We start from the raw sequence: 19,563 nt of genomic DNA, 5'->3' as shown, positions 1-19,563 counted from the left end.
CCCGCGACAGGCGGGCGGACCCCTGACGTGTCCCGCTCCCCCGACAAGCTCTTCGAGGAGTACATGTGATCAAGAAGCTGGGTGTTGTTGGCGTCGGTATCGCCGCGGGTCTCGTGGTCGCCGCCCCGTTCGCGTCCGCGACCGAGTCGCACGGCGGTCACGGCCACGGTGGCCACGGCGGCCACGAGAGCTCGGGCTCGTGCAACGTCAACGGCGGCGAGGCCGAGGCCAACGGCGGCATCGACGGCGACTCGTTCGCCGGCAACCTGCTCGCGCAGGCCCCGATCGGTGGCAACAACATCCTCAACATCACCTGCAACGACATCCTGAACGACAACCTCAGCGGCAACGACGTGGCCGTCAGCGTCCTGGGCGACGCGCTGCCGGGCCTGCCCCTCTGAGGTCCCTCTGCGGGTGGGTCGCCTCGACGGGGCGGCCCACCGCCGGCGTTCCGGCCCTGCCGGGTCGCCACCACGAACGACCATCGAGCAGTACCAGCACATCCCCTGGGGGAACCTTGTTCAAGAAGGTCAGCATGGTGACCGTCGGCATCGGCGCGGGTCTGCTGGTCGCAGCCCCGTTCGCCTCGGCGGGCGAGGCGCACGACCCGGGTCACGGCGGGCACGGCAACCACGGCGAGCACCACGGCCGCGGCGGGTCGGACTGCAACGTCAACGGCGGCAGCGCCGAGGCCAACGGCGGCGTCAGCGGCGACTCCGTGCTCGGCAACGCCGTCGCGCAGCTGCCGGTGGGCGGCAACAACGTCGGCAACATCGTCTGCAACGACATCCTGAACGACAACGTCAGCGGCAACCACGTCGCGATCAGCGTCCTCGGCTCGGCGGTCACCCCGAGCTAGGCGCCCCGCGCACCTGAAGGCCCGGCCATCCGATCGGTGGCCGGGCCTTCGTGCGTCCGGGGCCGGACCCGCGCGTGTGTCCCTCGATCGGGGGCTTCCGGTCTCGCGGAGGTAACACCCGCACCACACGCTCGTTGGGCCCTCCGAGTGTGGGCGCTGCGCGAGACACCTGTCCGGCCCACGCCGCTCCCCGACACAACATCAGGAGTTCCCGTGCTGAAGAAGCTGGGTGTCGTCACCCTCGGCGTCACCGCCGGCCTCGTGGCCGTCGCCCCGATCGCCTCCGCCCACGAGTCCGACTCGCACGGCCACGGCGGCCACGGCGGCCACGGCTCGTCGTCCGACTGCAACGTCAACGGCGGCAGCGCCGAGGCCAACGGCGGCATCGACGGCGACTCGTTCCTGGGCAACGCCCTCGTGCAGGCCCCGATCGGCGGCAACAACGTCGCCAACATCGTCTGCAACGACATCCTCAACGGCAACCTCAGCGGGAACGACGTCGCCGTGGCCATCGGCGGCGACGCCGGCTCCGAGGTGCCGATCGAGCTTCCCGAGGCGCCCGGGGGCGCCCCCGAGGTCTCCTAGTCCTCACCGCTGGACGACGGCCCGGTCACCGCACGGTGGCCGGGCCGTCGTCGTCCTCGGCCGGGAGTTCCCCGGAGTTGATCGCTCGTTCGGGTGTGTCTCCTCCTCGGGGGTCACGAGGACGTCACGTCGTCGTTGGGCCCTTCGGGGCTCTCGGTGCCGCGCCGTCTCCCCGGTCGGCTCCGCCGTCCCCTGCTCCCCCGACACACCACTGGAGTTTCCGTGCTGAAGAAGCTGGGCCTCGTGTCCGTCGGCGTCACCGCCGGTCTCATGGTCGCCGCGCCGTTCGCCTCCGCCCACGAGTCGCACACCGGTGGCGACTGCAACGTCACCTCGGACAGCGAGGGCGGCAACAACTACGGCGTGTCGAAGTGCAACGTCGCCGGCCAGGGCAACGGCCAGGGCAACACGTTCAACGGCGTCGAGGTGCCCGGCTTCCCGGACGCGCCGGAACTGCCGGACTTCCCGGGCGTGAGCGACCTCTTCGCGGGCCTGCCCGGCCAGGTCGCCATCCCGGGCATCCCCGGCTGAGACGCCGCAGCAGCGCAGCGGGCCCGGTCCACCGCCACGGTGGACCGGGCCCGTTCGCGTGTGCGGGGTCAGCGCCCGGCGGGCACGGCCGCCGCCGCCGCCAGGACGACGTCGTGCACGACCTCGCCGTCGAGGGCGACCGGGACGACGGTCGGCTCGGCGTGGCCGTAGGTGTCGTCGCGGCTGCGGGCGAGGAGCAGGCCCGACCCGGTGCGACCGCCGGCCACGGCGAGGCGGAACGCGCCGTCGGGACCGGCCTCGGTGCGGCCGAGCTGGTGCCCGTCGGCGTCGATGAGGGTGACGACGGCCCGGCGCGGGTGGCCCTCGCCGTCGCGCACCTGCCCCCGCACCGACGGTCCCGGAGTGTCAGCGGCGTGGCGTCGCAGACGCTGAGTGTCCGTCTCGCCACGTCGATCACCGGGCTCGGCGGGCTCGGTGCCGTCGGGCACGACCACGACCGGGCAGGGCCCGCTGGTCCACAGCGCGCGGTCGGCGCTCGGCGCGACCAGGGCCGCGAGCGCCCCGCTGCGGGGACGGCCGACGACGATCGCGCGGGCGTGGTGGCGTCGCGCGACCGCGACGAGCTCGGCGCCGACGTCGCCGTGGCCGCCGGCGGGGGCGAGCGTCTCGGTGCGCACCGCGCCCGTCGCGGTCGCGCCGGCGGCCGCGACCACACGGTCGAGGTCGAGGTCGGTGTCGTCGGCGGCCGCGGCGTCCACCACCGCGGACTCCGGCACGTGGACGATCACCAGCGGCGCCCCCAGCAGGTTCGCCAGCCGGGCCCCGGCCGCGGCGACGGCGGGCGCGTGCGGTGCCACGTCGACGGCGACGAGCACCGGACGGTCTCCGGGCTCTCCGGCGGCCGGCTCCGTGACCTCCGTGACCTCCGCGGCCGGGTCCGCCTCCGCGGTCTCCACCGAGCGCAGGAGCCGGTGCGCCGTGGCCAGCACGAGGATGCCGACCGCGACCACGGCGGCACCCACCCAGAACGGGGTGTTCGGCAGGAAGGCGTCGGCGATGATGCCCGCGACCCACGGGGCGAGGCCGCCGCCGAGGAAGCGCACGAAGCTGTAGGACGCCGACGCGACGGGCCGCTCCACCGGCGCCACGGACATGACGGCCTGCGTGACCAGGGTGTTGTTGAGTCCGATCATCGCGCCCGCGACGATCACCGCCCCGATCACCACGGCCGGGGTGTCGTTCCAGTACGCGATGGCCGCGAGGTCGACGGCGAGCAGGCCGAGGACCCAGTACAGGACGCGGACCGTGCCGAACCGCCGCTCCAGCGCGGGCGCCACGAACACCGCGAAGATCGCGACGAGCACGCCCCACCCGGTGAAGACGGCGCCGAGCTGCAGCTCGTCGAGCCCGCCCATGGAGTACGGCGAGTAGGCGAGCAGGGTGAAGAAGCCCCAGTTGTAGGCGAACGCCGTGAGCGCGATCGTCGCCAGGCTGCGGTGGCGCAGCGCCTTGATCGGGTCGAGCAGACTGATCTTCTTCGCCGGCTTCGGTGTCTTGTCCAGCAGCACCAGCGTCGCGATCAGCGCGATCGCCATGAGCACGGCGACACCGAAGAACGGGGCCCGCCAGCTGACCGACCCGAGCAGCCCGCCGACGAGCGGGCCGAGCGCGATGCCGACGCCGAGCGCCGTCTCGTAGAGGATGATCGCCCCGGCGAAGCCGCCGCTCGCGGACGCGACGATGACCGCCAGCGAGGTGGCGATGAACAGGGCGTTGCCCAGGCCCCAGCCGGCACGGAAGCCGACGATCTCGCCGATCGAGCCCGACGCCCCGGCCAGGGCGGCGAACACGACGATGATCGTCAGGCCGGTGACCAGCGTGGCCTTGGCGCCGATGCGGCTGGAGACCCAGCCGGTCACCAGCATCATCACCGCGGTGATCAGCAGGTAGCTGGTGAACAGCAGCGAGACCTGCGCCGGCGTCGCCGACAGCTGCTGGGCGAGCGCGGGCAGGATCGGGTCGACCAGGCCGATGCCCATGAAGCTGATGACGCAGGCGAAGGCCACCGCCCAGACGGCCTTCGGCTGGCGGAACGGGCTGCCGGTGTCGCTGCCGGCGTGTGCGGTGCTCACGATGCTCCTCGAGCGGACTGGGTGAGGCGGGACAGGGCCCCGGCCGCGGCCTCGACCGCGGCGCGGTCCTCGGGGTCGAGACCGTCGAGCAGGTCGGCGAGGCGCGCGGCGCGCCTGGTGCGCCGGCTGACGAGGACCTCGCGGCCCGCGTCGGTCAGCGTCACGACCACGGCGCGCCGGTCGGCCGGGTCGTCGCCGCGCACCGCGAGGCCGTCGCGCTCCAGGCGCGTGACCAGCGCGGTCATGCTCGGCTGCGTCACCCCCTCGCGCGCGGCGAGGTCGGAGAGGCGCTGGGGCCCGTCGCGGTCGAGCGTCGCCAGCGTCGCGGCCGTGGTCAGGCTGAGGTCACGGCCGGCGGTGGAGCGGATCGCCCACGCCGCGAACGCGTCGAGCGCGGCCGCCGTGGCCAGGCGGGCGTCGGTCGGTGCGGTCACCCGACCGTTGTATCACCGAACTATATAGATGGTCGATGTGACGATCGGGTCAGGTGCCGCGGGAATCCCTCAGGAGCCGAAGGACAGCACCGACGGCGAGGAGCCGCCGAACGAGAGCAGCGACGAGGCCCCGGACACCGTCGAGTTCAGCGTCGAGCCGACCCCACCGACGACACCACCGACGAGACCGCCCCCGCCGCCGGACCCGCCGGAGCCACCCGAGCCACCCGACCCGCCCGAACCCCCGGAGCCGCCCGAACTCCCGGAGCCCCCGCCCGTCGACGACCCGCCACCGTCGCCGCTCGCCGAGCCCCCGCCGGACCCGCCGCCCGCACCGCCCCCGGTCGCCGCCGGGGTGCCGCGGGAGCCCGTGGCCCGGCCGGCCGTGGTCTCGCCGCCCGCCGGGGTGCGCGTGGCGCGCCGGACCGTGGTCGCGTCGCCGCCGCCGGAGCCACCGGAGCGGGCGGTGCCGATCGTGCTGCCGGGCACGCCCTGCCGGTCCGTCACCGAGCCGCCCGTCGCGGCGAGGTCGAGCACCTGGACCGGCGCCGGGGCCAGGGCCGGCGGCGGCACGGTGAGCGGGGGCGCGAGCGCGCCACCGGGAGCCCCGCCGGACGGCGCCTCGAGGGGTCCGTCCGAGCTGGCGGGACTCATCACCGCCGACCCGATGCCGATGGCGCCGACCGTCGCGACGAGCGGGAGGGCACCCAGCGCGACCCGGGCGCGCGCCGAGGACGACGCCATCTGGTGCCTGCCCATGCCCGGGTCTCCTTCGCCGCGTGAGGATTCGACACCTGATCGGGTGAACCCTCGTCCGGAACGCTCAACGGCCCGGGCGGCCGGAGGTTACGCACCACGCTCGGCCCAGCTTGAGTCCGACGATCTGGTGAACCTGCGGCGTCCGGCTGCTCCGCGTGGGTCAGGTGGACCAGGCGGCCGTCCGGCCACAGACTGGGCACCCGCCACCGGCGTCGACGAGGGGATCACGGAGTGAAGCAGCTGTCGGGTCTGGACTCGGCCTTCCTGGACCTGGAGGACGACCACCAGTTCCTGCACGTCAGCCAGCTGCTGATCCTCCAGCGGCCCGACGACCCCGACTTCGCGCCCTACCCCGCCTGGCGCCGGCAGCTGGCCGACCGCCTCCACCAGCTCGAGCCGCTGCGCCGCCGGCTGGTCCCGGTGCCGTTCGGGCTCGACCACCCGTACTGGATCGAGGACCCGGACTTCGACCTCGACTTCCACGTCCGGCACAGCGCCGTCCCGCCGCCCGGCTCCGACGACGACCTCGACGAGCTCGTCGGGCGCCTCGTCGCGGCGCCGATGGACCGCGACCACCCGCTGTGGGTCTCGCACGTCATCGAGGGCCTCGCGCCGGAGGAGGAGGGCGGCGCCGAGCGGTTCGCGATCCTCACGATGATCCACCACAGCACCATCGACGGCGCCGCGGGCGCGGACCTGCTCGAGCTCATGCTCGACGACGTACCCGACGCCGAGCCGCCGGCGCACGCCGGGCAGTGGCGGGCCGAGGAGCCCCCGTCGACCGCCCAGGTGCTGGCCCGCGCGGCCGCCAACGGCGTGCGCCGCCCCGCGCGCGGGCTGCTGCTCGCGGCCCGGGCGGGGCAGGAGGTGGCCCGCGCCAGCCGGAACCCGGCGGTCATCGACCTCGCCGACCGCGTCCGCGGCAGCCTGCGCGGCCCGCTGGGCTCGTTGCTCAACGCCGGCCGCGAGCGCGACCCCGACCAGGACGTGCCGCGCCTGCCCCCGCTGGTGGCGCCGCCGACGCCGTTCAACAGGCCCGTCAGCCGCTACCGGCGCTTCGCGCACCGGGCGCTGCCGCTGGCCGAGGTCAAGGCGGTCGGCAAGCACGCCGACGCGACGATCAACGACGTCGTCGTGGCCCTCTGCGCGGGCGGTCTGCGGCGCTGGCTGCTCGGGCGCGGGGAGCTCCCCGACGCCCCGCTGACGGCGATGATCCCGGTGTCGCTGCGCGAGGGCGACGAGGACGAGGTGTGGACCAACCGCGTCTCGGCGACGGTGGCGGCGCTTCCGACCGACGTCGACGGCCCGCTCGCGCGGTTGCACGCCGCGCACGACGCGCTGCGCGTCGCCAAGCAGGTGTTCGCCGCGCTGCCCGGCGACCTCACCCCCGACGCGGCCGGGCTCGGCGTCCCGGCGACGGTGACGGCGGTGAGCCGCGCGCTGAGCCGGTGGAGCTCGGTGACCCCGGCGCCGTTCAACACCGTCGTCTCCAACGTGCCCGGCCCGCGGGAGCCGTTGTGGCTCGGCGGGGCACGGATGACCCACTACATCCCGGTGTCGGCCATCGCCGACCCGGTCGGGCTGAACATCACCGTCCAGAGCTACGTCGACCAGCTCGACATCGGCCTGCTGGGCTGTGCCGGGCTGCTGCCCGACCTCCCCGACCTCGCGGACGCGGTCGCCGAGGAGTTCCCGGCGCTGCGGGCGGCCGTGGAGGGCACCGAGGACACCGAGGAATGACGGCGGCCGACCGGCTCGCCCCGCTGCTCACGGTCCCGGTGCCCGCGTCGATCGGCCCGTACCTCGACCTCGTCGAGGGACGGCCCGGCTCGCGGGGCCGCATCCAGGACCTGTGGGAGTCCGGCGGCGGCGCCGGGGCCTACGACCTGTTGCTGGCCGCGGCCGACCGCCTGCACACCCGCATCCCCGCGTTCGCCTACGGCGCGGTGATGCGGGACTTCTACGACGTCGCCCGGCGGCTCGACCTCGTCGGCGGCGAGACCGTGCTCGACCTGGCGTGCGGGCCGGGCACGCTGACCCGCCGCCTGGCCGACGGCGCGGGACCGGACGGGCTCGTCGTCGGCGCGGACCTGTCCCCGGCGATGCTCACCCGCGCGGCACGGTCGGTGCCGGCCGAGAACACCGTGCTCGTCCGCGCCGACGCGATGGACCTGCCGCTGCGCGACGCCTCGCTCGACGCCGTCTGCTGCTCGCTGTGCCTGCAGCTCGTGCCGGATCTCGACACCGCGCTGGCCCAGATCGCCCGCGTGCTGCTCCCCGGCGGCCGGCTGGCCGCGGCCGTCCCCGCGCACGGGCGCGGCCCGTTCCGTCTGGGCACCGAGCTGGTCGCGCGGGGCGGTCAGGCCCGGCTGTTCGGACGCGGCGAGCTCGCCGACGCGCTGGTGCGCCACGGCTTCGTGCGCGTGGTGACACGGTGGGACACGGTCATGCAGATCGTCGACGCCGTCGCGCCCGGAGCAGCGCCGCCGCGAGGGTGACGACGCCGGTGGTGGCCGCGACGACGCCCAGGGCGGCGACGACGTCGCTGGGCCGGTGCCAGCCGGCGAGCATCACCGCGACGCCCGCGAAGGCGGTGACGGCCACGGCGGCCAGCGCCGCCACCGGCGCGAGCAGGCGCGGCGCCACCAGCACGAGGGCGACGCCGAGCGAGGCGACGAGCGTGACGTGGCCGCTGGGCAGCGAGTTGACGTCGGCGGAGTCGGGCCGGGGCAGCAGCGCCTTCGTCACCTGGGTGACCACCTGGGCGCCGAGCACGAGGGCGACCACGGCCACCGCCCGGTCGGCGCGGCCGCGCACCAGGGCGAGGCCCGCCAGCACCACCACGGCGAGCGCGACGGACGGGATGCCGACGTAGTCGAGCAGGTCGAGCGCCTCGCGGCGCAGGCCGAGCCCGAAGGCGTCGCGCAGGACCGCGTCGTCGATCGCGCGGCCCCGGCGGTCGAGCACCCCGACGACGTAGGACACGACCACGGCGGCCGTGCCCGCCACGATCGCGAGCACGCTCGCCGCCGTCGCGCCCGTCCCGATCCGGCGCCGCGGGACGTCCAGGAAGGGCACCGTGGGCGCGGTCGCGAGCGGCGTCATGGCCACCACGCTGCGCCCGGGCGGTGTGCTCCCGCTGACCGGCGACTGTGCAACGGCTGAGAACGCGCAACGGCCGGAACCACTGGACGCGCCGCCGCACGCCGGCGCCTCACGCGACGGAGGAGCGTGAGGCGCCGGACCGGCTTGGCGCGAAGCTAGGCCCGGAAGGCCTCGACCGCGTGGCCGTACACGACGACGTTGTCCTCGTAGCTGCGCACGTCGGGGTCGAACTCCCCGCCGCAGGTGATGAGGCGCAGCTCGGGACCGGCGGTCGGCCCGTAGACCGACGCCGTCGGGAACGCGTTCTTGGGGACGGTGTCCACCCGGTCGACCGTGTAGACGACGGTGACGCCGTCGGTGCGGTCGAGGAGCACCTGGTCACCGGCCTCGACGTCGGCGAGGCGGGCGAAGGCCCCGTCCATCCCGTGGTAGTTGACGTGCGAGGCGTAGATCGCCGGGCCGCGCTGGCCGGGCGCCGCGGCGCCGCGGTAGTGCCCGACGGTCGTGGCGTCGCGCGGCACCTCGAGGCGGCGGTCCTCGGTCTGGCCGAGCTCGCGCAGCTGGCGGGTGTCGACGCCGATGGACGGCACTCGCAGGTCGGTGGTGCCGGCCGGCTCGAGCGGCAGGCTGACCGCCGTCCGGGCCGCGGGCAGCGCGACGCTCGCCGGGCCGGTGCGCTGCGACGGGGTGCCGGCCAGGTACGCGACCACCGCGAGGAGGCCGAGCACCAGCAGGATGCCGATCGTGGCGCGGGTGGTGGCCCTGCTGCTGCCGCCGGGCTTCTGGTCCGGGCGGTCGATGACGGTCGCCACGGCGTCAGCCCTGCCGCGCGAAGCGACGGACGAGGACTAGGCCGGAGAGGCCGAGCCCTGCGAGCGTGGCGGCGGCCAGCGCGACCTCGACGCCCGAGGCGCCGGTGCCGGTGCTGCCGTCGCCGGTCGCGACCCCGCCGACGGGGTAGCCGACGTACTCGACGTAGGCGACGCCGTCACCGTGCGCGTTCTCCTCGCAGGCCACGCCGTCGTGGTCGCCGTCGAGGCGGAAGGGGTCGGACGGGTCCGCGGCGAGGATGGCGTTGGCCTCCTCGTACGTCAGCTCGGGGCAGTCGACGTCGTACTGGTGGTACCAGTAGCCCCAGTAGACCGACGACACCGTGTGCGGCGGCTGGTGCGGGATGGTCGCCGGCGGCGTCGGCAGCGACGGGATCAGACCCTTGAGCAGGTCGATCAGGTCGCCGAGGAGGCCGGTCAGCGTCGTCGGGTCGAGCGCGGTGCAGAAGCCCTGCAGCTGCGAGCTCAGCGTGTCCAGGCCGCTCGTGCCGGCGGGGAACTGCAGCTGGCTGACGGCGTTGAGGCACGCGTCGTTGACGTTGTCGAAGTTCCCGTTCGTGTCGGGCTGCGGGATGACGTCGGGCAGGCCCGGGAGCCCGATGCCGTCGACGATCGTGCCGACGTCGAGGGCGTCGGCGACCTGCTCCTGCACGTCGGGGAGCTGCCGCGTGAGCGCGGCGCCGGAGATGGCGGGCGCCGCGCCGGTGTCCGGGGTCGTGGCGTCCTGCGGCGTCCCGGTGGTCTCCTCGGTGGTGGTGGTCGAGGTCTGGCTCGACGGGTCGGCCTGGCGCAGAGCCGGCCCGGTGGCGCCGGAGCCACCGGCGCCGCCGGTCTCCGTGGCGCCGCCGCCGACCGCGGTGCCGGCGGTGCCGGTCTCGGTGGGCGTGGTGGTCGTCGTCGTGCGCTCGCTGGTCTCGCCGGCCCCCGGGGTCGCGGCGGAGCCCGTCGAGCCGGAGCCTTCCGAAGCCGGCTGCTCGCAGGAGCCCGACGTGGCGTCGTACACGTAGCTCGCGCCGAACTGCTGCACGCAGTCCGCGGTGCTGCTCGGCGGCTCCGCGGCGAGCGCCAGGCCCGGCGCCATCACCGCCAGCCCCACGCAGCCGGCCAGCACGACCGCGGCGCTGCGGCTGCCCCGTCGACCCCTCATCCTCGCTCCTCCACGGCTCCGTGCGGCCGAGTCCCTGCGGCCGTCACGCCGATGCTTCGTACGCAGAGTGACCGTCGTTACCGACGCTTGGTGATCGGCGGCGACAACACCCGTTCGGGTGCACGCGGCCCCCGATGCGCCGGGCTGCGACGGGCCGGACCGTGTGCTGGGCTCGCCCGATGACCGTCGACGCGACCGACGCCGGATCGATCCGCCTCGCGGGCCGGGACGTCCCGCGCCTCGGTTTCGGGGCCATGCGCCTGCCCGGTCCCGGGGTGTGGGGGCCGCCGCCGGACCGGGACCGCGCGATCGCCGTGTGCCGGCGCGCGGTCGAGCTCGGCGTCCGCGTGATCGACACCGCCTGGTACTACGGCACGCCCGACCAGGACGTCGCCAACGAGGTCCTCGCCGAGGCGCTGCGGCCCTACCCCGAGGACCTGGTGTTCGTCACCAAGCTCGGCGGTCGCCGGACCGACGACGCCGGCTGGGCGCCCGCGCTCCGCCCCGAGCAGCTGCGCGAGGGCTGCGAGCGGGACCTGCGGGTGCTCGGCCTCGAGCAGGTACCGGTCGTGCACTTCCGCTGGCTCGACGAGGGCGGCCCGGACGCGGTCCCGTTCGCCGACGCGCTGGGGACGATGCTCGAACTGCGCGACGAGGGCAAGATCGGCGCGATCGGCCTGAGCAACGTCGACGTCGACCAGATCCGCACGGCGAGCCGCCTGACCGACGTCGCGAGCGTCTCCAACCCCTACAGCCCGCTGCAGCGCGACGACGAGCCCGTCGTCGAGCACTGCGACGCCGAGGGCATCCCGTACCTGCCGTTCTTCCCGCTGGCGATCGGCGCGGTCGCCGACCCCGGAGCCGTCGCCGACGTGGCCGGCGAGGTCGGGGCCACGCCCGCCCAGGTCGCGCTGGCGTGGCTGCTGCACCGCTCGCCGCGGATGCTGCCGATCCCGGGCACCGGCGACCCCGCCCACCTCGAGGAGAACGTCGGCGCCGGCGCGCTGCGCCTGCCCGACGAGGCGCTCGCCCGCCTCGACGCGGCCGGCCGGACGACGGACAACTAGGACGTCCGTACCCATCCGTCGGCGCCGGCGTTAGGTCGTTCGGGGGACGTCGAGACGCCGGCGCTCCCGATCGACGTCGGGCGAGAAGATCGGGTCGGGACACATGGCGAACGGGCGTCGGCGCATGGCGAGTGCGCTGATCGGGCTGGTGGCGGCGGGGACGATCTCCACGGCGGGGGTCGCGCTGGCCGACGAGGGCGACGACGGCGGCTCCTCCTCGAGCAGCTCGTCGGACGGCGGGCTCGGCGGCCTGCTCGGCGGCCTGGTCGACGGGCTGTCCGGCCTGCTCGGGGGCGTCACCGGCGGCACCGTGCCGGGCGTGGGCCAGACGACCCCGCCCACCTCGTCGTCGACGACGACGCCGTCGACGTCGAACCCGCACACGAACCGCTCGGACTACGACGACGCGGTGCGCAACTACCACCCGTACGTGCCGCCGGTGTACTACGGCCCCGGCAGCCCGTACTACCACTACGTCGTCCCGAGCTACATCCACGACCTCAACTGCTGGGACTTCGCCGACCCGGCCGACGCCCAGGCCGTGCTGCTCGCGGACCCGTCGGACCCGAACAACCTCGACGGCGACAACGACGGCCGCGCGTGCGAGTACGGAGTCGGCGGCGTGCGCTACTACACCGGCTACCCCGTCGGCGGCGTCGCGGCCGGCGACGGCTCGGACAGCGGCCCGACGCCCGGCGAAGTGATCTTCCTGGCGATCGCCGGCATCGGGGCGGCCGCCGGCGTCGTGCGCGGCGGCCAGCTCGTGGCCGCGCGGCGGGAGACCGTCTGACGTGGCGGCGCCGACCGAAACGCCGACGGAGGCACCCTCCGGGGCCTCGCCGCGGCGGAGGGGCATCCTCGACCGGGTGACCGGCCGCCTCACCGCGTTCGTCCTCGCCGTCCTCGCCGTCGGCGTGCTGGTGGCGTTCGTCAGCGGGAGCGGCGACGAGGCCGCGGACGGGCCGCGCGCCCACTCGCTGCCGGCCGCCGAGCGCGTGGCCGTGCCCGTGCCGCTGCCGGCGTCGACGATCACCGGCATCGACGCGCCGTCGATCGGGCTCTCCACCGACGACACCACGAGCCTCGACCTGCGCGACGACAACTCGCTCGACGTGCCGCGCAGCGCGTCGACGGTCGGCTGGTACCAGCGCAGCGCCAGCCCCGGCGAGGTCGGCCCGGCCGTGCTCGCGGCGCACGTCAACTACCGCGGCGATCAGGGCGCGTTCGTCCACATCGGGCGGATGGCGGCGGGCGACACCGTCGAGGTCCACCGCGACGACGGCACCACCGCCGTCTTCGCCGTCGACCGCGTCGACCAGGTCGTCAAGGACGCCTTCCCCACCGAGGCGGTCTACGGGCCGACACCGGACAGCCAGCTGCGCCTCATCACCTGCGGCGGCGTGTTCGACGAGCGCAAGCGCAGCTACGAGGACAACATCGTCGTCTACGCGCACCTCGTCTCGGCCTACCGCGCGCCCTGACCCCTCGGGGCCCGGGGCGAGGGCCGCGCGGTCCCGGGGGGTGGGGTCCGCGCGGCCCTCGCGGGGCCACCGGCGGCGCCGGCGGTTCAGCGGGGAGCGGCCAGGTCGTACACGGTCCGCCCACCGACGTCGATCGGTGTGAAGTGCTGGATGACCCAGGTGTGGATCGCTCCCGCGGTGCCCCGCGACCCCGGCCCGCCGGAGCGACCGGCGACGGGGCCGCCCGGCATCCCGCCCCCGGGACCGCCGCCCTCGACGTAGTAGCGGACCTGGCCGGCGGCGACGTCGGCCTGGAACGCGGCGAGCGTCGGCGCCGGGTCGCTGCCCGCGAAGCCGCCCAGCGCCATCACCGGCACGCCGGTCGCGAGCTGCAGCGGCGCCTGGCTCATGGCGCCCGTGGTCGCCGCGGCCCAGCGCGTGCCCGCACCCCGCACGAGGGCGACGAGCTGCGGTGACGGGGTCTCGCCCTCCGGGCCACCCCCGGGACCACCGCGGGAGCCGTCCCGCGTGCCGTCGCGGCGGCCGGCCGGCGCCCCGCCGCGGCCCGACGAGCTCTCCGCGCCGGCGCCGACGATCGACCCGTGGTGCGGGGTGACGGCGGTCTGCGCGGCGACGGCCGTCGAGGCGCCGAGCACCGCGACGAGCGCGGCCAGCACCCCGACCGTCGCCACCCGGCCCCACCGTGCGGGTGGGACGACCAGCGCGAGCGTCCCGAGCAGGCCGGCGACGAGCAGCACCCAGCGGAGCCCGAGCAGCTCGTCGTGCTGGGTGAGCACGACGGCGCTCCACACCGCGGTACCGGCGACGACGCCGGCGAGCACCCCCCGCGCCCACCCCGCGGCCCTCGCCCGCCACAGCACCGCGGCGCCCGCGGCCACCGTCAGCGCGATCCCCGGCGCCATCGCGAGCGTGTAGTACGGGTGGATCGTGCCGCTCATGGCGCTGAACACCACGGCGTGCACCAGCGTCCACGCGCCGCCGAGCACCAGCAGCGCGCGGGTGCGGTCGGTGCGGGGGTCCCGCCGCAGCGCCCACAGACCGGCGACGAGCAGCACCAGCGCGGCCGGGAGCAGCCACGAGGCGTTGGCGGAGAACTCGGCCGTGAACAGCCGCGAGACCCCGGGCGCGCCACCGAAGCCGCCGGGGCCGCCCGGTCCGCCGGGTCCGCCCGGGAACCCTCCCGGGGGGCCACCCCCGCGCTCGCGGCCGACGATGCGGCCGAGACCGTTGTAGCCCAGGGCGAGCTGGAGCAGCGAGTTGTCCGTCGAGCCGCCGATGTAGGGCCGCGACGACGCCGGCCAGAGGTCGACGAGCGCGACGTACCAGCCGGCCGCGACGACGATCCCGAGCCCGCCGGCGACGAGGTCGCCGATCCGGCGGCGCAGCGTGGACGGTGCCGCGACGAGGACCACGAGGGCGAGCGCGGGCACGACCAGCATGACCTGCAGCTGCTTGGTCAGGAACCCGAGGCCCACGAGCGCGCCCGCGCCCACGAGCCACCAGGTGCCGGCGCGGCGGCCGGCGGCGTCGACCGCGCGGGCCGTCGCGTAGGCCGCGGCGACCATGGTCAGCACGAGCATCGCGTCGGGGTTGTCGAACTTGAACATCAGCACCGCCACCGGCGTGGCGGCGAACAGCGCCCCGGCGGCCAGGGCGGTGCGCGGGCCCGACCAGCGCCGCGCGGTCAGGTAGACCAGGCCGACCGTCGCCACGCCCATCAGCGCCTGCGGCACGAGCAGCGACCACGGCCCGAACCCGAAGAGGCGCCCGGACAGGGCCATGACCCACAGCGACGCCGGCGGCTTGTCGACGGTGATCAGCGCGTTGGCGTCGAGCGCGCCGAACAGCCACGCTTTCGGGGACTGCGTCCCGGCCTGCACGGCGGCGGCGTAGAAGGTGTTGCCGTAGCCGGTGGCGCCGAGGTCCCAGAGGTAGGTCACCGCGGTCGCGCCGAGCAGCCCGAGCAGGGCCGGGCGCACCCAGCGGGGATCGTCGGCCCGACCGCGCCAGGCGCGGCGCACCCACGGCGTGCGCGGGGGCGGGCCCGGCGGACTCGGCGGTGTCGGTGGGGCGACCACGTCGGGGTCGGTCGCGGTGGTCATCGGCGCTCCGGTTCCTTGATCGAAGTACGGATACGGACGCTGAGCGTCAGCGACGGCACTTCGCTGACATCCCCTCACGCGCGCTGGCGGCGGGGGTGGAAGACCCAGGCGCGGTAGGCGACGAAGCGCAGGAGGGTCGCGACGAGGTTGGCGACGACCAGCACCGCCAGCTCGACCGCGTGGCTCGCGGCCGGGGCGAGGACGCCGAGCAGGGCCAGGGAGCCCGACGTCAGCACCAGCCCCAGGCCGAACACCACCAGCCCCTCGACCTGGCTGCGCCCGGCGTGGCGGCGGCCGCGGACGCCGAAGGTCAGGCGGCGGTTGGCCGCGGTGTTGGCGATCGCGGTGATCACCAGCGCGAGGAGGTTGGACGGCTGCGGGCCCAGCACGCCGCGGAACAGCGTGTAGAGCAGCAGGAAAGCCAAGGTCGAGACGACGCCGATGGCGGCGAAGCGCACCACCTGCCCGGTCAGGCCCGGGGTCACGCCGGCCATCTCGTCCGGCGACGGCTCCGCGGCGAGCGGTTCACGCCCGAACTCCTCCCGCAGTCGCGCGACGGGGAGCGCCCCGGTCGCGAGGGCCCGCCCGACCCGGACCACGCCCTTGAGGTCAGCGACCGCGGTGGCGATGACGTCGACGCGCGAGTCCGGGTCGTCGACCCAGTCGACGGGCACCTCGTGGATGCGCAGCCCCGAGCGCTCGGCGAGCACCAGCAGCTCGGTGTCGAAGAACCAGCCGGTGTCCTCCACCAGCGGCAGCAGCCGGTGCGCCACGTCCGCGCGGATGGCCTTGAACCCGCACTGGGCGTCGGAGAACCGCGCCCGCAGCGTGCCGCGCAGCAGCACGTTGTAGCAGCGGGAGATCACCTCCCGCTTCACCCCGCGCACCACCCGCGACGCCGGCGCGAGCCGGGACCCGATGGCGAGGTCGGAGTGCCCGGAGATCAGCGGAGCCACCAGCGGGAGCAGGGCGTTGAGGTCGGTGGAGAGGTCGACGTCGGTGTAGGCGAGGACCGGGGCGTCGGACGCCGACCACACCGCGTGTAGTGCCCGCCCGCGGCCCTTCTCGTCGAGGTGGACGACCCCGACCTCGGCGAACTCCGCCGCGAGCCGGTGCGCGACGGCCAGCGTGCCGTCGGTGCTCGCGTTGTCGGCGATCGTGATGCGGAAGGCGTAGGGGAACTCGTCGGTGAGGTGGCGGTGCAGCCGTCGCACGCACGGGCCGAGGTCGCGCTCCTCGTCGAACACGGGGACGACGACGTCGAGCACGGCGCCCCCGGTCGCCTCGATCGGGAGGCGGGTGGTGGCGGGGGCGCGGAGCGGGGTCGCTGCGGTCATGATCGAAGGTTCGGGCCGCGGCGTGGAGGGCTCGTGTGCCGGACCTGTGGAGGCGCTGTGTCCGCGGACGCGGGACGTGGGGTCGGTCACGACACGGACGCCCGGACGGCGGGAGCAGGTCGCGCAGGGGCCACGGCCGGCACGGTCGTCCGCCGGGCTGTCCCGTCGCTGGACGCCACCTGTGCGCGAGCTGTGCGGGCTGGTTGCACCCAGCAAGCACTTCTGCTTGGCTACCGGTTGCAGATCGCAACCGGAAGGAGCGGCACGTGGAGATCGAGGTCCCGGACGGCAGCCGTCTCGCCGTCGAGGTGCTCGGCCCGCCCGACGCGCCCGCCCTGCTGCTGCTCGGCGGGGGCGGCTGGTCGAGGGACTGGTGGGACGACGACCTGTGCGCGCTGCTCGTCGCGCGCGGCCTGCGCGTCATCCGCTACGACCCGCGCGACACCGGCGCGTCGACCACCTGGCCCGCGGGCGCCCCGGGCTACACCGGCGCCGACCTGCGCGCGGACGCGATCGCGGTGCTCGACGCCCTCGGGGTCGCGCGGGCGCACCTGGTGGGGCTGTCGATGGGCGGCGGGATCGCGCAGTGCCTCGCCCTCTCCCACCCCGAGCGCGTCGCCGCCCTGACGCTCGTCGCCACCAGCCCCGTCGACCCCACGGTCGGCGACCTCCCCGGGCCGGACCCCTCGACCGCCGCGGCGTTCGCGCAGGACGCCCCGGCCCCCGACCCGGCCGACCCGGACACCGCGGTCACCGTCCTCGTCGAGGCCGAGCGTCCCTTCGCGGGCCCGGGCTTCGACGAGGCGCGCCTGCGCCGGATCGCGACGCGGGTCGTCGCGCGCAGCCACGACCTCGCCGCCGCCGGCAACCACTTCCTGGCGGACTTCGTCCCGCCCCCGCGCACCGACCTGCGCGCGCTGGCCGGCCTGTCCGTGCTCGTCGTCCACGGCACCGCCGACCCGCTGTTCCCGGTCGAGCACGGCCGCGCGCTCGCCGCGGCGATCCCGGGCGCCCGCCTGCTCGAGATCGAGGGCATGGGTCACCAGCTGCCGCCCGAGCCGGCGTGGGACCGTCTCGTCGACGCCCTGCTCGCCCAGCACACCGACGCCGCGGGAGCCACCGGATGGCGCTGATCTACTCCGCGACCACGTCGCTCGACGGCTTCATGGCCGGACCGGGCGGGGACATGTCGTGGCTGACCGAGCACCTCGGCGGGGAGGACGAGGTCGCCGATCGGGTGCTCGCCCGCACCGGCGCCCTGCTCGTCGGCCGGGTCACCTTCGACGGTGACGACCCGAACGCCGGCACCGCCGCCGAAGGCGCCTTCGGCGGCGAGTACGACGGTCCCGCGGTGGTGCTGACCCACCGCCCGCCGGCCGATCCGGTCGCGGGCGTCGAGTTCGTCACCGACCTGACGACCGCCGTCGCCCGGGCCCGGGAGCTCGCGGGCGACCGGGACGTCAACGTCCTCGGCGCCGACGTGGCGATGCAGTGCCTCGAGGCCGGGCTGCTCGACGAGATCCTCGTGCTCGTCGCCCCGGTGCTGCTCGGCGAGGGGACACGGATGTTCCCGCGGCGCCCCGGCGGTCGCGTCCGGCTCGAGCCGCTGCCGGGCGAGACCGCCCACTGGTACCGCATCGTGTCCTGAACGTCCGGTTCGGTGCAGGTTCCTGGCCACCTCTCAGCAACCGCGCAGGAACGGCGCAGCACCGCCACAGTTCGCGGTCCGACCCTGGACGGCGTGAGCGACAGCAGCCCCTCCTCCCCCACCGACCCGGCACGTCACGGGTCCGGCGCCGGGACGATCCCCCACGGTCCCGCGGGGGAGCGGTCCGGCGGCTACCCCACGGCGCCCTACGGCTCCGGCCTCGGCGCCCCCGGCCAGCACGGCGGCCCGGTGCCCGACGACCCCTGGCACCGCTACCCGCCCCGGGACGACGCACCCGCCGGGCCGCCCGGACCGCCCGGCACGCCCGGCCCGTCCGGCGCGTTCGAGGTGCCGCCGCCCGGCCCGCGCCGTCGCCGCCCGGTCGCGCTCGTCGCGGGCGGGCTCGACGCGATGCTCGTCGCCGGCGGCGTCGGCGGCGCCGTGGGCTACGAGGCCGCCTCGTCGGGCGGTGCGGGTGGCGGCACCTCGGTGCTGTCGTCGGCGCCCACCGGCTCCGGTCAGGCCCCCGCGTCCGCGGCCCCGGCCGGTTCGGTGGAGCAGGTCGCCGACACCGTCCTGCCGAGCGTCGTCCAGCTCGTCGGCCCCTCCGGCGAGGGCTCCGGCGTGATCATCTCGGCGGACGGCCTCATCCTCACCAACGCCCACGTGCTGGAGGCAGGCCAGGCCCAGCAGCAGCAGTCGCCGTTCGGCGAGGGCGGGCAGGGCGGCCAGCAGGGCGGCCAGCAGGGCGGCCAGCAGGGCGGCCAGCAGGGCCTGACCGCGGTGTTCCAGAACGGCAACCGCGCACCCGTGCAGGTCGTCGGCACCGACACGAGCGCCGACCTCGCCGTCGTCCGGGCCCAGGGCGTCTCCGGGCTGACCCCGGCGACCATCGGGGACTCGTCGCAGCTGCAGGTCGGCCAGGAGGTCGTGGCCGTCGGGTCGCCGCTGGGCCTGTCCGGCACGGTGACCACCGGCATCGTCAGCGCCCTGCAGCGCCCGGTCGCGAGCGGCGGCGCGCAGAGCGGTCAGGCGACCGTGCTCGACGCCGTCCAGACCGACGCCGCGATCAACCCCGGCAACTCCGGCGGCGCGCTCGTCGACATGCAGGGCCGCGTCATCGGCATCACCTCCGCGATCGCGTCGCTCGGCGGGTCGCAGGGCGGGCAGGGCGGCCAGTCCGGGTCGATCGGCCTCGGCTTCGCCATCCCGATCAACCAGGCCTCGCGCATCGGCAACGAGCTCGTCAGCCAGGGCTTCGCCACCCGCGCGGTGCTCGGCGTCAGCGTCGCCGACGGCCCGGGCGGCGCCACGCTCGGCCAGATCACGCCGGGCGGCCCGGCCGCGGCCGCCGGGCTCCAGCAGGGCGACGTCGTGACCCGCGTCAACGACCGCGTCATCCCCGACGCCGACAGCCTCGTCGCCGCGATCCGCTCCCAGCCGCCGGGCGCGCAGGTGACGCTGACCGTCACCTCCGGCAACGGCCAGCCCCGCCCGGTCCCCGTGACCCTGGGCTCGGAGCGCTCGAGCTAACCCGCACCCCTCACCCCGCCACCGACGGAACGAACGGCGCCCTCGCTGCTAC

20 protein-coding genes are annotated in these 19,563 nt (G+C 75.7%); 12 read left to right on the top strand and 8 right to left on the bottom strand.

Features of this window, described 5'->3' with window-relative positions; all coding sequences use genetic code 11:
* Positions 1 to 65: 65 nt before the first annotated feature.
* The 4 genes from ABD994_RS03380 (at position 66) to ABD994_RS03365 (ending at position 1,975) form a co-directional block, all read left to right on the top strand.
* Positions 66 to 401, top strand: coding sequence for a hypothetical protein (locus ABD994_RS03380; RefSeq protein WP_345410987.1), 336 nt, complete (start codon positions 66 to 68; stop codon positions 399 to 401).
* A gap of 134 nt (positions 402 to 535) precedes the next feature.
* Entirely contained in the window at positions 536 to 859 is a 324-nt protein-coding gene (locus tag ABD994_RS03375) for a hypothetical protein (RefSeq protein WP_345410986.1), read from the top strand.
* Between the two features lie 213 nt (positions 860 to 1,072).
* Positions 1,073 to 1,444 (top strand): hypothetical protein, encoded by a 372-nt coding sequence (locus ABD994_RS03370; protein WP_345410985.1) that lies wholly within the window; start codon positions 1,073 to 1,075, stop codon positions 1,442 to 1,444.
* A gap of 222 nt (positions 1,445 to 1,666) precedes the next feature.
* Positions 1,667 to 1,975, top strand: coding sequence for a hypothetical protein (locus ABD994_RS03365; protein ID WP_345410984.1), 309 nt, complete (start codon positions 1,667 to 1,669; stop codon positions 1,973 to 1,975).
* 68 nt (positions 1,976 to 2,043) lie between these two features.
* Here the strand turns inward: ABD994_RS03365 and ABD994_RS03360 are convergent, their stop codons facing one another.
* The 3 genes from ABD994_RS03360 to ABD994_RS03350 all read right to left on the bottom strand — a co-directional run bounded on the left by ABD994_RS03360 (position 2,044) and on the right by ABD994_RS03350 (position 5,261).
* Positions 2,044 to 4,068, bottom strand: coding sequence for an MFS transporter (locus tag ABD994_RS03360; protein WP_345410983.1), 2,025 nt, complete (start codon positions 4,066 to 4,068; stop codon positions 2,044 to 2,046).
* On the bottom strand, positions 4,065 to 4,502 hold the full coding sequence (locus ABD994_RS03355) for a MarR family winged helix-turn-helix transcriptional regulator (protein ID WP_345410982.1): 438 nt from the start codon (positions 4,500 to 4,502) through the stop codon (positions 4,065 to 4,067). Before ABD994_RS03355 ends, ABD994_RS03360 begins: the two co-directional genes overlap by 4 nt.
* A gap of 69 nt (positions 4,503 to 4,571) precedes the next feature.
* Positions 4,572 to 5,261, bottom strand: coding sequence for a hypothetical protein (locus ABD994_RS03350; protein WP_345410981.1), 690 nt, complete (start codon positions 5,259 to 5,261; stop codon positions 4,572 to 4,574).
* A gap of 231 nt (positions 5,262 to 5,492) precedes the next feature.
* Between ABD994_RS03350 and ABD994_RS03345 the strand changes: the two genes are divergently transcribed.
* Together ABD994_RS03345 and ABD994_RS03340 are read left to right on the top strand one after the other, a co-directional pair.
* Positions 5,493 to 7,001 (top strand): WS/DGAT/MGAT family O-acyltransferase, encoded by a 1,509-nt coding sequence (locus ABD994_RS03345; RefSeq protein WP_345410980.1) that lies wholly within the window; start codon positions 5,493 to 5,495, stop codon positions 6,999 to 7,001.
* A complete protein-coding gene (locus tag ABD994_RS03340) occupies positions 6,998 to 7,759 on the top strand; it encodes a class I SAM-dependent methyltransferase (RefSeq protein ID WP_345410979.1) in 762 nt (253 codons plus the stop codon). Before ABD994_RS03345 ends, ABD994_RS03340 begins: the two co-directional genes overlap by 4 nt.
* On the opposite strand, the gene ABD994_RS03335 is transcribed toward ABD994_RS03340, so the two are convergent.
* The 3 genes from ABD994_RS03335 to ABD994_RS03325 all read right to left on the bottom strand — a co-directional run bounded on the left by ABD994_RS03335 (position 7,707) and on the right by ABD994_RS03325 (position 10,343).
* The gene (locus ABD994_RS03335) at positions 7,707 to 8,366 is read right to left on the bottom strand and encodes a phosphatase PAP2 family protein (RefSeq protein ID WP_345410978.1); all 660 of its coding nucleotides are present in this window, start codon (positions 8,364 to 8,366) and stop codon (positions 7,707 to 7,709) included. The genes ABD994_RS03340 and ABD994_RS03335 overlap by 53 nt on opposite strands.
* Before the next feature lie 155 nt (positions 8,367 to 8,521).
* Positions 8,522 to 9,178, bottom strand: a complete 657-nt coding sequence (locus ABD994_RS03330) for a sortase domain-containing protein (RefSeq protein ID WP_345410977.1) — start codon at positions 9,176 to 9,178, stop codon at positions 8,522 to 8,524.
* 4 nt (positions 9,179 to 9,182) lie between these two features.
* Positions 9,183 to 10,343: an excalibur calcium-binding domain-containing protein gene (locus ABD994_RS03325; protein WP_345410976.1), complete on the bottom strand. Its 1,161-nt coding sequence runs from the start codon at positions 10,341 to 10,343 to the stop codon at positions 9,183 to 9,185.
* A 179-nt stretch (positions 10,344 to 10,522) separates the two neighbouring features.
* Here ABD994_RS03325 and ABD994_RS03320 point away from each other — a divergent pair, with 179 nt between their 5' ends.
* The 3 genes from ABD994_RS03320 (at position 10,523) to ABD994_RS03310 (ending at position 12,891) form a co-directional block, all read left to right on the top strand.
* Entirely contained in the window at positions 10,523 to 11,410 is an 888-nt protein-coding gene (locus ABD994_RS03320) for an aldo/keto reductase (protein WP_345410974.1), read from the top strand.
* 124 nt (positions 11,411 to 11,534) lie between these two features.
* Positions 11,535 to 12,200 (top strand): hypothetical protein, encoded by a 666-nt coding sequence (locus ABD994_RS03315; RefSeq protein WP_345410973.1) that lies wholly within the window; start codon positions 11,535 to 11,537, stop codon positions 12,198 to 12,200.
* Between the two features lie 76 nt (positions 12,201 to 12,276).
* The gene (locus tag ABD994_RS03310; RefSeq protein ID WP_345410972.1) at positions 12,277 to 12,891 is read left to right on the top strand and encodes a class F sortase; all 615 of its coding nucleotides are present in this window, start codon (positions 12,277 to 12,279) and stop codon (positions 12,889 to 12,891) included.
* Between the two features lie 86 nt (positions 12,892 to 12,977).
* Here ABD994_RS03310 and ABD994_RS03305 read toward each other — a convergent pair whose 3' ends face one another.
* Together ABD994_RS03305 and ABD994_RS03300 are read right to left on the bottom strand one after the other, a co-directional pair.
* Positions 12,978 to 14,993 (bottom strand): glycosyltransferase family 39 protein, encoded by a 2,016-nt coding sequence (locus tag ABD994_RS03305; protein WP_345410971.1) that lies wholly within the window; start codon positions 14,991 to 14,993, stop codon positions 12,978 to 12,980.
* Between the two features lie 74 nt (positions 14,994 to 15,067).
* Positions 15,068 to 16,330, bottom strand: coding sequence for a bifunctional glycosyltransferase family 2/GtrA family protein (locus ABD994_RS03300; protein WP_345410970.1), 1,263 nt, complete (start codon positions 16,328 to 16,330; stop codon positions 15,068 to 15,070).
* A 266-nt stretch (positions 16,331 to 16,596) separates the two neighbouring features.
* Between ABD994_RS03300 and ABD994_RS03295 the strand changes: the two genes are divergently transcribed.
* The 3 genes from ABD994_RS03295 (at position 16,597) to ABD994_RS03285 (ending at position 19,511) form a co-directional block, all read left to right on the top strand.
* Complete coding sequence (locus tag ABD994_RS03295) at positions 16,597 to 17,463, top strand: alpha/beta fold hydrolase (RefSeq protein ID WP_345410969.1); 867 nt, start codon at positions 16,597 to 16,599, stop codon at positions 17,461 to 17,463.
* Positions 17,454 to 17,978 (top strand): dihydrofolate reductase family protein, encoded by a 525-nt coding sequence (locus tag ABD994_RS03290; RefSeq protein WP_345410968.1) that lies wholly within the window; start codon positions 17,454 to 17,456, stop codon positions 17,976 to 17,978. The genes ABD994_RS03295 and ABD994_RS03290 overlap by 10 nt, the downstream gene beginning before the upstream one ends.
* 93 nt (positions 17,979 to 18,071) lie before the next feature.
* Positions 18,072 to 19,511, top strand: a complete 1,440-nt coding sequence (locus ABD994_RS03285) for a S1C family serine protease (RefSeq protein ID WP_345410966.1) — start codon at positions 18,072 to 18,074, stop codon at positions 19,509 to 19,511.
* Positions 19,512 to 19,563: the final 52 nt, after the last annotated feature.

This window comes from Actinomycetospora chlora, from assembly GCF_039542135.1.
GTDB lineage: Bacteria > Actinomycetota > Actinomycetes > Mycobacteriales > Pseudonocardiaceae > Actinomycetospora > Actinomycetospora chlora.
Note: the sequence above shows the minus strand (reverse complement) of the source record. Positions and strands in the feature narration are given on the sequence as shown.